Below are 12,998 nucleotides of genomic sequence, written 5' to 3' on the forward strand. Positions count from 1 at the left end.
GGTGAAAAAAATGACATTTAAAACTAGTGTAAATATAAGATTTGATATAGGAAAAGACGAATTTGTTAATCGATATATCCCTACGCCATCTCATACTGAAGCGTTGATTGGTTTACTTGATGGTTTTTTAGGGACTGGTAACCGTTCGCATATTATTGTAGGCGCATACGGTACAGGAAAATCGCTACTTGCAACAGTAGTTAGTACGTTAATGTCTAAACAAACGAAAGATATTACGAAGTTAAGCAATAAATTTAGACATTTTAATGATGAAATTGCTGAAAAAATAGTTGCTGCTACTGTAAGTGATAAAAAATATATTCCGATTGCACTTAGTGGTAACGAAGGAAGATTTAGAAGAACTATTATTAAAGGAATTGTTCAAGCGCTTCACGAGGAATCAATTGAGGTGATTTTACCTGGTATTTCTTCTAAAATTATTGAAGCAATTAATATTTGGGAAGCTGATTATCCTTTAACTTATGAAGGATATAAAAAGGAAGTTGAATTAGTTGGTTCTCAAGTAACGGATATCTCTAGAAAAATCGTCGAAGAAGATGAACAAACAATTAAATGGTTTATAGAAACATATCCTAAATTAACTTCGGGAGCAAAATTTGATGCTGATTATAGTGATTATTTCTATAACAAATTAGAATATGTATTAGAAGTCGCTAATAAAAATAATTTAGGCTTTATAGTCATTTATGATGAATTTGGGCGTTTCTTACAAGGGTTACCGAACGAATTGATGAACGAAACGATGCAGGATATTCAAGATTTAGCTGAAATTGCTGATCGTGAAAAGGCCTTACATGTGTTGTTAATTACTCACAAAAATTTACGCCAATATTTCACAGGATTTAATGAAGAGGTAGCGAAGGAATTCCAACGTGTTGAAAAGCGTTTAAGGCAGTATAATATTTCAAGTGATCAGGCAACTTTTCTCAAAATAGCGCAAGTTATTTTAACGGAAAACTTGGTCGAGAAGCCGACTATTAGTAAAGAGTTAGTGCCAGAAATGACTGTAGGAATTCAAGAATTCCCTTTATTCCCTATTTTAAACGTACATGATAGACAAAAAGTTATTGTTGAATCATTATATCCAGTACATCCTGTAACAATATATTTATTGCCTAAATTATCTGGAGTATTTGGACAAAATGAACGTACATTATTCACTTTTTTAGAAAGTAATGAAACAGGCGGTTTACAGAATCATATTTCTAAAACAAATGATTATTATTTACCGCATAAACTATTTGATTACTTCTTTGATATTCAAGAAGATTCAGATGTGAGTAGTGTCGTTTCAGAGCAATTTGTCTTATATCGTAAGGCTTTGTCACGTATCGATAAAGCATTGATAGAAGTTGAATTAGCGGAATCTATCTTGAAGTTCATTTCATTATGGCAAGTATGTGGTTCATTCATTGACCAAAAAATCACGAAAGAGTTTTTAAAGTTTGCATTATTAATTGATACTGAAAAATTAGATTATGCTTTAAAGTATTTATCAGAGGTTAAAGCAATTCGATTTAATACATTAGTCAATGCGTGGGAAATTCATTCGGGAAGTGTAATTGATATCCAAAAGAAAATTACAGCAAAGAAAAAATCTTTTGTATTAAATCAAGAGATCGTGCGTAATGAACTGATTGAAAACTCAAAAGTTAAATATTTCTTCCCAAATTACTATAATGATGAAGTTGAAATGACGCGATTTGCTAAAGTTACAATGATTTTAGATTCTGAGATGTCTAAGTTAAATCAATATCGTCAAAAAAATAGTAAGTATGATATTAATATTTACTATGTCATTCCTGATAAAACTACATCAAAGAAGATTTTAGAATATCTTCAAAGTATGCAGCGCTTTGATAAAGAAATTTTTGTGGTTCATCCAGAACATGTGAAAACTATTAAGAACGAATTAATTAATGCGTCTATATTAGAATCGTTTGCTGCTGATAAGTCTTTACTAGCTGAGGATAAAGGGATTCTGGAAGAAATAAATATTTTATTAAGCGAAGCTCGATATACTATTTCGAATTATATTAACAAATTACAACGTTTAGATGCAGATTTAATGTGGCTTCATGTTAAAGAGAAAAATACTCCTAAATCTGAAAAAGAAATTTCTGACTGGTTATCTAAATTATGTTATGAGTTATATGATTCAACTCCTAAAATTGTGAATGACTTATTTAATAGAATGAATCTTTCTTCACAACAAAAATCTGGTGCTAAACAGTTAATTAACGGTATATTAGAATGTCCAAAAGAAGATCAATTTGGTATTTCAGGTACAGGACCTGCATATGCAATTTATGCGTCTGTGTTTAAAAACAATAATCATTTTGAAAATAATATACAAAGCCTAGATTATGAATTAATTGAGTATGAACCATACGATAAATTAAGAAAAAGTTTATTAGAACAGTTGGAAAGAAAGCCTGTAGGAAGTTTTGCTGATTTAATTAAGATATTCACAAGTGTTCCATTTGGAATTCGCCAGCCTGTTGTTCCAGTTCTATTAGTTGCTTTATTAAGAGATCGTTGGAGTGAATTTATGTTGTATAGAAACGACATATTTGTTCCGGGTTTAAATGGAGAAAAACTTTACGAGATTCTTGAAGAAGAGGGCGCAGAAAATTACAAATATGCGTATGAAAAGATTGAAGATGAACATTTAAAATTCTATAACAAACTAGATGAGATTTTTGCAGAACATACTGAAGAAAGATTAGAAGGTCACAATGTTTCAAGAATTGTTCAAACTTGTGGTACTTTAGTTAAATGGTTAAGGTCTTTACCACGTTATGTTCAAGTAACTAATGAAGTATCTGAGCAGTTTGATTTATTAAGAACATTAATTAAGCAAACTGAAGTAAAACCTCAACAAAGTTTAAATGAGTTGTACAATTGCTTTGGCTTAGATATCGAATCTTTAGTAAAAGTGAAAAAGTATGCGGAAACTATAATAGAGATGAAACGTAAACAAGCTGTTTTAGAATTTGAAAAAATAACCAATATCAAGAATGATAAAGATTTATTAAATTGGTTAAAACAATTTGATGAATTTAAAAAGTCAAATGACTTAGTAAAAGCGTTAAATTATGCACAATCTCAATCTGAATGGATTGACGAATTTATTGAATTATTTACAGGGGTTCGTTTAGAAGATTGGTCAGATAAAACATTTGAAAAATTTGTTAGTGAGTTAAAAGAAAGTTATAAAGATCTATATGATAGATCAACAGATGCTGATTTAGGTGTTCAGTCAGACTCAGTTACTTTATTCATAAATGATGAAAAGAAAATTATAGGTAAAACTGAACTTTCTGTTAAATCAAAAACTGTTTATTCGAATATTGATCGTATAATTAAAAATGCTGGACGTAACATTCCAAAAAATGAAATTGAATATATGATCTATCTCTTAATGAAAGATTATATTGATTAAAGAGGTGCCGTAATGAAAACACAATTAGTAATAGGTTTTGGAGGCATTTATAGTGCATATACTGCAAAACAATTGTTAAAGTCGAATGATATTAACAATGTGAAATTAGCATTTGTAGATTTGTTTAGTGACATTTCTGAAGAGCCTTTATATCTAAATAACGCTCAATTTATGAGTAATGTATCGCAATATTTAAATATAGAATTATTGAATGTTGATATAACAAAGCAGGATCATCAATACGTTGATACTCTTATTGATTCTAATATTGTAACGAAATTAAGCGCTGTTGCTGAATTTGTAAAAGAACAGTTTGAAGATTTATCAAACTTAATCTTGCATTTTCCTGTAACACCAACTATCTTAAAATCACAAAATAAATATTGTATAGAAAGTGTAGAGAATGAATGGGCAGATCAATATGATTTAAAAAAACTATTCGCACAGATTCTACCAGATGTAGAAATACAGTTTACTTTAGAAAGTCTATCTGAAAAAGTAGATATTAAATCAGAGATTTCTAATGAATGGGGAATTGAACTACCACGTTCAGAACGTAAAAGAGTGCATATTGCAATGTTCTCAGGTGGTGCAGGGAGTGCATATGTATCTTATTATATGGTGCAAGCTTATGGTAAAGAAAATTGTAAATTATTCTTTACGAATACCCTTTGGGAAGATGAAGATAATTTACGGTTCATGGATGAAGTAGCTGAATATGTTGGCTTGGAAATTACGGAAATTTTAGATGGCCGTACACCTGAAGAAGTATTTTTTGATATGAAATACCTAGGGAATTCTCGTTTAGCTAAATGTTCAGAGGAACTAAAAGTTAGACAAACGCTAATTTATTTAGAAGAGTTACGAGATGTTGAAAAGGTTGAACCAATTCTATATTTCGGTATTGCGCCACATGAAAAACATCGTCGAGACGATAGTCACATCAAGCGACTTAAAAATATTGTTGAAGAAAATAGTAGCGATATGAACATTCGTAAAGCTGCTGGGATTCGTTCGTTTTATGCGCATTTTCCATTGGAGCCAATTGAAACACGTTTCCCATTAATTGAAACTTTACGTGAAGATATTGATGCAAAAGGGATTATAAAATACGAATGGGGAATTGAATTACCTCGTATGTATACAGCTGCTGTTGAAGCTGCTAAATTAGAAGACAATATTTTAGCCCAGAAATTAGTTGCAAAAGGTATTAATGGATTCTCGCATGCTAACTGTGGTGGACGATGTGTACGTGGAGGATTCCAACATTATGCTACATTATATGCAATTTGGCCAGATCAATACAAAGAACAAGAAGATATGGAAAACCGTTTCCGTGAGCATTTTAAAAAAGATGTTTCAATTTTAAAGAAAAATGGTGGTCCATATACTTTGAAGCAGTATCGAGAAGATATGGAATTACATGGTGTAGAAAAATATTTATTCCAACCAGATGACACTATTCCTTGCGTGTGTTCATTCTCTTAGGAGAAAAATATAATAATATTGGGGGAAATCAGCTTGAATTCATGTAAAACTTGTAAAGTAAGTTTAGAAGAAAGTGCAACAATCTATACAGATTATTTCCAAGTACACGGTGAAGGGGCTATAGTCTATACTTTATGTGGCCAATGTTATTTAAAAGAAGTAAAAAAATATTTAGAAGAGGTTAAGCCACTTTGTGCATGTGGTGCACCTGAGGTTTTATACTTTGGCGATGATGAAGAAATTATTGATATGGCAATTCACGAAGGATTATTAAATTTAACTTGTTCTGTAATTTATAAAGGGATGCAGGAAGATAAGTATACAGATGAAGAATTAGAGGAACTTAGTAATCATCATACTATCGATTCAATGCAGTATATTCGTTGGTATACTGACGAAGAAATGGGTTGGGTTTAATTGTTAATAACGAGATGCCTTTTGCTAAAAAAGAATAACAATATTGCTTATATTTAAATGGAATGAACTAAACTGAAACTTACAATTAAAGTTTTAGTTTAGTTCATTTTTCTTTACTTAGAAATATGATTGTGTGGTATTTTAATTATCTTTTGGAATTAACAAATCGCTAAAATTTATTAAAACAAGTAACTTTTCATTTTTAGAGCACCTAGACAGATTTTTGTTAATATATTACATTTTAATTATTGATTTATTAAAGGTGGAGGTGCCTGATGTAAACGCTAAAATAGAATTAACAGTTTTTGCTCATTTCAATTGAACACTTTTTCGCTAAATTAATAGTTTCTAGTAAACTGAAAATATCAGTTTACAGGAGGCTGTACTAATGGAGGAAAAGCTTGTGTTATATATTGAAATACATCAATTGCGTGAACGGAGATTCCGAATTGCACAAATCGCAAAACGATTAAAAATTTCACGTAATACCGTGTACAAATATTTAGAAATGTCATTTGAAGAAGCGGTAAACGAATTTGGTCATACGCAGCGAAAGAAAAAGTTAGATCCTTATCAGGATTGGATTGTGAATTGGTTACGTGAATTTCCAAGCTTAAGTGGTGCGCAAGTATACGATTGGCTACTGGAGCATTTCCCAAAGATTGATGTGGGAGAAAGTACTGTTAGACGATATGTAAATGAAATGCGTGAGATTTATCAAATTGAAAAGAAAGATGAGCCGAGAGAATATGAAGCGGTAGAGGAACAGCCACCAGGTAAACAAATACAGGTTGACTGGGGACAAACGATTCAAAAAATGGCGAATGGTAAAGAGGTGAAATTGTATTTTATCGCTTTTGTCTTGGCCCATTCTCGTCAGAAATATATGGTATGGCAAGATTGCCCATTTACTACGAAAGATACAATTCGATGTCATGAAAAAGCGTTTCAGTATTATGGTGGTGTAACAGAAGAAATCGTCTATGATCAAGATAATTTAATCGCAGTGAGTGAAAATGCAGGAGATCTTATTTTAACAAAGGAATTTCAGCAGTATGTAAAAGACCGCAAATTTAAAGTTTATCTCTGCCGTAAAGCAGATCCTGAGTCCAAAGGGAAAATTGAAAACGTCGTGAAGTACGTGAAAAATAACTTTGCGAAAAACCGTGTTTATTCAACGCTTGGGGATTGGAATGAAAGGGCTTTGAAATGGTTGGATCGAACAGGCAATTATAAAGTCCATCACACGACAAAAAAGAGACCTTTTGAAGTGTTTCTCCTGGAAAAGCAACACTTAAAAAAAGTCTCCTCACTGCTTTCCATATCAGAAAGCAACCCTACAGAAATTATAACAAGAATTGTGAACAAGGACAATACAGTTCGCTATGCGTCTAATCGATATTCGGTTCCTTTAGGGACGTATACGAAGTACCCACAACTACATTTGATTGTAAATGAGAAAACATTAAGGGTTGTGGAACCACATACTGGAGAAATCCTTGCGGATCATATAGTTAGTTTAGAAAAAGGGAAACTGATCAAAAACGTAAATCATGGACGTGATCGTTCTAAGTCGCTCGATCAGTTACAACAACAGGTGCTCATCCTATTTCCTTATGAAGGAGCAGCACAATATATACAGGATGTCTGTCATACATATGGTCGTTATCGACGTGACCAGTTATTACTTTTCCAAAAAGTTGCGAAAGAAAGCCCTGAATGGATTTCTTTAGCGCTTGAAAAATGTATTCAAGAAAAATTGAATAGTGCCAATGAATTTCGCGATGTTGTCGACTATTTGAAGCGTACGAAAAAAGAGCCTGAAATTGAAACAACCGTTGAAGTAACACTTAAACACCCCGTGACAATCGCAGTGCAAACAAGGGACTTACAAGAATACATTCATCGTATGGGAGGAAAAGAAAATGAGTAAAAGTGTGGCAGATATTCAGCAAGCATTTAAACAATTAAGGTTAGCTGAAACGGCGGAGGGGCTTCCAGAGCTTCTTCGCCAAGCAGAACAAGTCTCATGGACTTACTTAGAATTCATAGAGCAACTGACAACATTAGAGTTAAGAAGACGTGAAGAAAAAAGCATTGAAAAACGATTAACGTGGGCGGGCTTCCCTTATCATAGACCGTTGCATATGTTTCATTTAGATGAACAGACAGCGATTACGGAACGTCAGATGAAGCAATTACGTGAATTTCAGTGGCTAGAACAAAGCTACAATTTAATCTTATTAGGACCACCTGGTGCTGGTAAAACTTTATTGGCCGTAGGTCTAGGTATTGAAGCTATTCAAAAAGGATTCCAAGTGTACTTTGTGACAATGGGTGAATTAATCCAATTATTAAAAACAGAGGAATTTACGCATCGCTCTCAAATTCAATTAAAACGCCTAAGGGCTTCTGATATGGTCATTATTGATGATGTCATGTACATGGCTTTAGATCAGCGAGAGGCTACGTTATTTTTCCAGCTCGTGCATCAGCTGTATGAGCAAAGTTCCCTCATTCTAACATCGAATCGTAGTCCAGAAGAATGGACGGAGTTAGTGGGAAATCAAGGGATGATGACAGCGATTTTAGATCGCCTGTTACACCGAGTAGAAGTAATTCATATGAACAACGAAAGTCATCGAATGAAGCATCAGCAAAATATTTTTGATGAGTAAAAAGTGTTCATCGTAAATGAGCAAAAAATGTTCAATTGGGGTTGACGGTTACACCTGAATGATTATCTATGAAGCCCAAATATCAGAATTCCTCGATGACGTAGCAAACGAAGTCATCGTTGATCGTCTTTATGATGTATATCAAGAAAAAATAGGTCGTACATCAAAGAGTGAAATCCGTTCATGGGATCATTCATTGCAATGTATGTCGAATGTGTTGCGTGATCGAGATATTCCCAAAGATGCGAAGGCTGCGATTGAATTTAAAATTCCTAACACAGGTAAACGAGTCGATTTTATCATTGCTGGTAATGATGGTGATGCAGATCATGCCGTTATTGTTGAACTTAAACAATGGGAAAGTGTTGAAAAAAATGAGCGACTTGATGCCGTTATTGTAGAAACATATTTAGGTGGGGCAAACGTCAAACAACGCATCCATCGTATCAAGCATGGAGCTATGCAGCGCTTATCGAGGATTTCAATGAAGAAGTACGTAATCGACCGATTCATTTGCAGCCTTGTGCGTACTTACACAATTACCTTATTGAAGAAAATGATCCATTAACTGCTTCTCATTACACAGAGCATATTGAAAAAGCACCTGTTTTCCGTAAAGGTGAGATGGAAAAGCTTCGTCAGTTCATTAAAACTTACATTAAATATGGCGACAAAAATGATGTTATCGCTGGTATCGAAAGCGGTCGTATTAAACCGTCCAAATCATTACAGGATAGTATGGCAGCAATGCTTCAAGGTAATCTAGAGTTCGTGATGATTGATGACCAAAAAGTTGTATACGAGCAAATTTTACATTACGCAGCAGAGTGTATTCAGCAAAATAAAAAGGGTGTATTCATTGTAAAAGGTGGGCCAGGTACAGGTAAATCTGTAATGGCGATCAACTTATTGGTTCAACTTATTCAAAATAATTATTTTGCGATGTACGTAACGAAAAACAGTGCACCGCGCGATGTATACGCGACCAAGCTAAAAGGAACGATGAAAAAGAAAAGCATCGATAACTTATTCAAAGGTTCAGGTAGCTTCCATGCAGCAGATAAAAATGAATTTGATGTTGTCATAGTAGATGAAGCGCACCGTTTAAATGAAAAATCAGGTTTATTCAGTAATCTAGGTGAAAACCAAGTAAAAGAACTAATGAACAGTGCAAAGTTCAGTGTGTTTTTCATCGATGAAGCCCAACGAGTGACGTTAAAGGATATTGGAAGTATCGGTTTGATTCGTCATTTTGCAGATGAATTAGGCGTTGATGTTTATGAAAATGAGCTCTCTTCGCAATTCAGATGTGATGGCTCAGATGGCTATATTGCGTGGCTAGATGATGTGTTGGGCATCCGTGAAACAGCTAACAATAATGATTTAGGTATGGACTATGACATTCAAATTGTCGATTCACCAAACGTATTACGAGAAATGATAAGAGAGAAAAATGCGATTAGTAACAAAGCACGTCTAGTAGCCGGTTATTGCTGGGAATGGATTAAAGATGGGAAAAATAACTCAGATATTCACGACATTGTCATCGAGGAACACGACTTTTCAATCAGCTGGAATTTGGGGAATGATATTTGGGCAATTGCAGAGGAATCGGTCGATGAAGCGGGATGTATCCATACTTGCCAAGGTCTAGAATTTGATTATGTAGGTGTGATTATTGGTGATGATTTACGGTTTGAAGATGGCCAAGTCATAACTGATTATACGAAACGTGCCAAAACAGATCAGTCTATTAAAGGAATTAAAAAATGGATGAAGGAAGACCCTGAAGAAGCGTCGAAAGCTGTGGATGCGATTATTCGAAATACATATCGTACTTTGATGACGCGCGGGCAAAAGGGTTATTATGTGTATTGTACAGATTCGGAAATGTCTAATTATTTAAAATCACGTTTGTCAAAAGTATATAAAGAACGAAAAGAAACAAAACAATTATTAGTTGCGGAACGTCCAGGAATTTATAATAAATCATAAGTCAGTCAAATTGGCATTCAACAATATAAAAAACTCATTAAAATCACTGATAAACCCACCAACACCAACACCCAACACGGCGGACTCATCCACCCCCGCCGTTCTCCATACATAGGAATCAACAAATTTCAAAAAAGACCGAAACCCTTGGTATATAAGGGTTTTGGTCTTTTTGCGTTTTTAGCCGATTTTGTGCTGTGACATTCAATTGGGGAGTCAAAATGTAAATTAAGCTTCTAATGAAAAATAACTTAAAAAAATGTGAATAATTAACTTGTAAAAAGGATATATTAGAAATATACTTTAAAAAAAGTGTCGTTTTTTAAAAATTAAAGGGAGGTTGGCTATATGTACGAAAAACTATCTAAACTTTTTTATAAATTGAGTCAATCTGAATATAATACTGAATATGAGAAAAGATTCAGTAGCTATGGTTCCTATAAGACCAATTTAAAAATTAAAGGATTCAGAAAAGGTCAATTTACTAAAGATGAATTCGAACTTTTTTACGTTAATATTCCAAGTTTAATGAATTTAAATAATGAAGTATTAATGAATAGTTCGAAAATTAAATCTTTAGTTCATTTGTTGCCGGAATTTGTAATAAAGCCTTACTTTAATAAATTAATCATTAATGAAGCACAAAGTAATAATGAAATCGAAGGTGTAAAAAGTACAAAAAAAGAATTAGGTGAGGCTTTAAAAGAGTTAGAAAAATCTGAACCCAAAAACAAAAAATTCATTGGATTAATGAAAACATATTTACATATTGAAGATATTAATCCATTTGAGAAGTTGGAAGATTTTAGAAATATATATGATGAATTAGTTTCAGAAGAAATTTCATTAGATAATAAGCCTGATGGTGATCTTTTTAGAAAATCATATGTTGAAATAAATGATGGTAATAATACTACACATATCGGTGTAATAGGTGAAGAAAATATTTCGTTAGAACTTAATAATCTAATCACATATCTTGATACAAGTGAACAACCTAATCTGTATAAATACATGGTGGCTCATTATTTTTATGAATATATTCATCCTTTTTATGATGGCAATGGAAGAACAGGAAGATTATTGGTAGGAAGCTATTTAGCAAGATATTTAGAAAAATATTCAGCAATAACGTTCTCTTACGCAGTAAATAAAAATAAAAGCGTTTATTATAAAGCTTTAGAAGATATACCTTTTCCAACTAACAAGGGAGAAATGACTTTTTATTTAATGGACATGCTTAAACTGTTATCTAATGGCCAAAAAGGAATAATCGAGGATTTAGAGATTAATTTAATGAAACTAGAAAAGATAAAGAAATATTTAATAAATATTAATAATCTTTCCGAAGAATCAAAGAAAATCTTATATATACTAGTTACAATTAGTGTTTTTGTAAGCGAAAATATTCATCTTAAATCACAAGATTTAATTACGTTATCTAAGTTATCTAGATATAAATTAGAAAAAGTAATGAGTGAACTTGAAAGTGTAGAATTTGTAGAATTGCAAAGTAAAAATCCTAAATCTTATAAAGTTTGTGATTCATGTTTAGAAGAGATAATTCCTATCTAAAAACAAACTTCGATTTATTGGGGCTGTCTAAAAAGAGGGTTTTGTCTAGAAATCGCATGTGAAGGAGGACTTTCGCTACTTCTCTTTCATTTTGGAGAAGCATCGCTAAACCCTATGTTTCTAGCATTTTCAAAGAAAGCTCTCTATTTTAGAGGCGCAAATATTTTGCCAAAACACCATCATTCGCGTCCAAAATGCCGGCTATGCACGGCTTTTTGGACGCCCCAAACTGGTTAAACGTATAATGATTCCATTTCAATTTCCCTCACTCAACTAATTTAAATAATCGTAAGTCTAAGATTGTCTAGTACGGTGAAATCGCACGGAAATGATGCCTATTTAAACCTTGCTAAAAAATCTTCATTATCTAAAATCTGTTCATTCTCATTATAGCGATAGTTGTACAAAATGCTCTTGAGACGATGATTCGTATAATCTAGGGAGAAAGCTCGTTCCTTTTGTGATGCAGCCCAGGCGATCATATTTTCATATTCAGGGGAAGTGGGATCATTGATGACTGTTAAATATTCGTTGAAGCCATGTAAACCGCCAATATCTTCAGGTGGGCGTTCGCCTTTGTAAAGAAGGCTTTGTTTGTATGAGTGCCTTCTAGCGAAAAATGGGTCTGCTTACTTTTAATTATTAATAAAGATAAATGATGAGTGAACCACCTAATCAAACGAAGATTACCTATGTCTTTATGGAAAAATCAGAAGAAACCTCAAACAAGAAAAAAAGAGATTATCGAAGCAATCTGAGGATTTTTTGGTAAATAATTTGGCAATTGCTGAAATAAAAGATGAAATACGTCTCAAAAGCCATGCAGCTACTGGCATTTTGGGCGTTTTTTATTATTTTCAAAAGAGAGCTTCTGAGGATTTTTCGCTGACTGCTATTTTTGTTATAATCAGTAACAAGTTGAAACTATACCTCCGCCTAAAGCGTAGACAGTAGTAAAAACAATAGGGAGGTTTAATAGATGTACTTTGATGAAGATCCTTTTGGGAATATGATGTTTACAATTGGTCCTATATTTATTTTCGTCGTTTTTATTATCATTATTGGGATGTTTATTTTTACTGCTGTGAAAGGTATTTCTCAGTGGAATGCAAACAACAATTCTCCAAAGCTTACGGTTCCAGCTCTAGTTGTGACGAAAAGAACAGATGTGTCGAGAAATCGTCATCATACAAATGATCATACACATACCACATCCTCAACGTGGTATTATGTGACCTTTCAATTTGAAAGTGGTGATCGCAAGGAATTTTCCTTAACTGGCACGCAGTACGGCATGCTGGCAGAAGGAGATTTAGGAAAGCTCACTTTCCAAGGGACGCGTTATCTTGGGTTTGAGCGTAGGGAATAAAATAAAAGGG

General features: G+C 33.2%; 9 protein-coding genes. All 9 read left to right on the forward strand.

Features of this window, described 5'->3' with window-relative positions; translation table 11 throughout:
- The first annotated feature begins 10 nt into the window (after positions 1–10).
- On the forward strand, positions 11–3,466 hold the full coding sequence (locus tag MHB51_RS16505) for a hypothetical protein (RefSeq protein ID WP_342559493.1): 3,456 nt from the start codon (positions 11–13) through the stop codon (positions 3,464–3,466).
- A 12-nt stretch (positions 3,467–3,478) separates the two neighbouring features.
- Positions 3,479–4,954 (forward strand): hypothetical protein, encoded by a 1,476-nt coding sequence (locus tag MHB51_RS16510; RefSeq protein WP_342558619.1) that lies wholly within the window; start codon positions 3,479–3,481, stop codon positions 4,952–4,954.
- Between the two features lie 33 nt (positions 4,955–4,987).
- A complete protein-coding gene (locus tag MHB51_RS16515) occupies positions 4,988–5,371 on the forward strand; it encodes a hypothetical protein (protein ID WP_342558620.1) in 384 nt (127 codons plus the stop codon).
- Between the two features lie 403 nt (positions 5,372–5,774).
- Positions 5,775–7,304, forward strand: coding sequence for an IS21 family transposase (istA, locus tag MHB51_RS16520; protein WP_342559474.1), 1,530 nt, complete (start codon positions 5,775–5,777; stop codon positions 7,302–7,304).
- On the forward strand, positions 7,297–8,049 hold the full coding sequence (gene istB / locus MHB51_RS16525) for an IS21-like element helper ATPase IstB (RefSeq protein WP_342558621.1): 753 nt from the start codon (positions 7,297–7,299) through the stop codon (positions 8,047–8,049). The genes istA and istB overlap by 8 nt, the downstream gene beginning before the upstream one ends.
- 58 nt (positions 8,050–8,107) lie before the next feature.
- Positions 8,108–8,617, forward strand: coding sequence for a hypothetical protein (locus MHB51_RS16530; RefSeq protein ID WP_342558622.1), 510 nt, complete (start codon positions 8,108–8,110; stop codon positions 8,615–8,617).
- Positions 8,618–8,673: 56 nt separating this feature from the next.
- Complete coding sequence (locus tag MHB51_RS16535; RefSeq protein ID WP_342558623.1) at positions 8,674–10,044, forward strand: DUF2075 domain-containing protein; 1,371 nt, start codon at positions 8,674–8,676, stop codon at positions 10,042–10,044.
- Positions 10,045–10,392: 348 nt separating this feature from the next.
- Complete coding sequence (locus MHB51_RS16540) at positions 10,393–11,619, forward strand: Fic family protein (protein WP_342558624.1); 1,227 nt, start codon at positions 10,393–10,395, stop codon at positions 11,617–11,619.
- Between the two features lie 979 nt (positions 11,620–12,598).
- Complete coding sequence (locus MHB51_RS16545; protein ID WP_342558625.1) at positions 12,599–12,988, forward strand: DUF2500 domain-containing protein; 390 nt, start codon at positions 12,599–12,601, stop codon at positions 12,986–12,988.
- The last annotated feature ends 10 nt before the right edge of the window (positions 12,989–12,998 follow it).

Origin of the sequence: Metasolibacillus sp. FSL K6-0083 (assembly GCF_038630865.1) — a bacterium.
In the GTDB taxonomy this organism is placed as follows: Bacteria; Bacillota; Bacilli; order Bacillales_A; family Planococcaceae; genus Metasolibacillus; species Metasolibacillus fluoroglycofenilyticus.

Bases quoted from the DNA above. Each gene is read 5' to 3' on its own strand.
- MHB51_RS16545 (WP_342558625.1), top strand. From the start codon at position 12,599: ATGTACTTTGATGAAGATCCTTTTGGGAATATGATGTTTACAATTGGT.
- MHB51_RS16505 (WP_342559493.1), top strand. From the start codon at position 11: ATGACATTTAAAACTAGTGTAAATATAAGATTTGATATAGGAAAAGAC.
- MHB51_RS16510 (WP_342558619.1), top strand. From the start codon at position 3,479: ATGAAAACACAATTAGTAATAGGTTTTGGAGGCATTTATAGTGCATAT.
- MHB51_RS16540 (WP_342558624.1), top strand. From the start codon at position 10,393: ATGTACGAAAAACTATCTAAACTTTTTTATAAATTGAGTCAATCTGAA.
- MHB51_RS16530 (WP_342558622.1), top strand. From the start codon at position 8,108: ATGATTATCTATGAAGCCCAAATATCAGAATTCCTCGATGACGTAGCA.
- istB (WP_342558621.1), top strand. From the start codon at position 7,297: ATGAGTAAAAGTGTGGCAGATATTCAGCAAGCATTTAAACAATTAAGG.
- MHB51_RS16535 (WP_342558623.1), top strand. From the start codon at position 8,674: ATGGAAAAGCTTCGTCAGTTCATTAAAACTTACATTAAATATGGCGAC.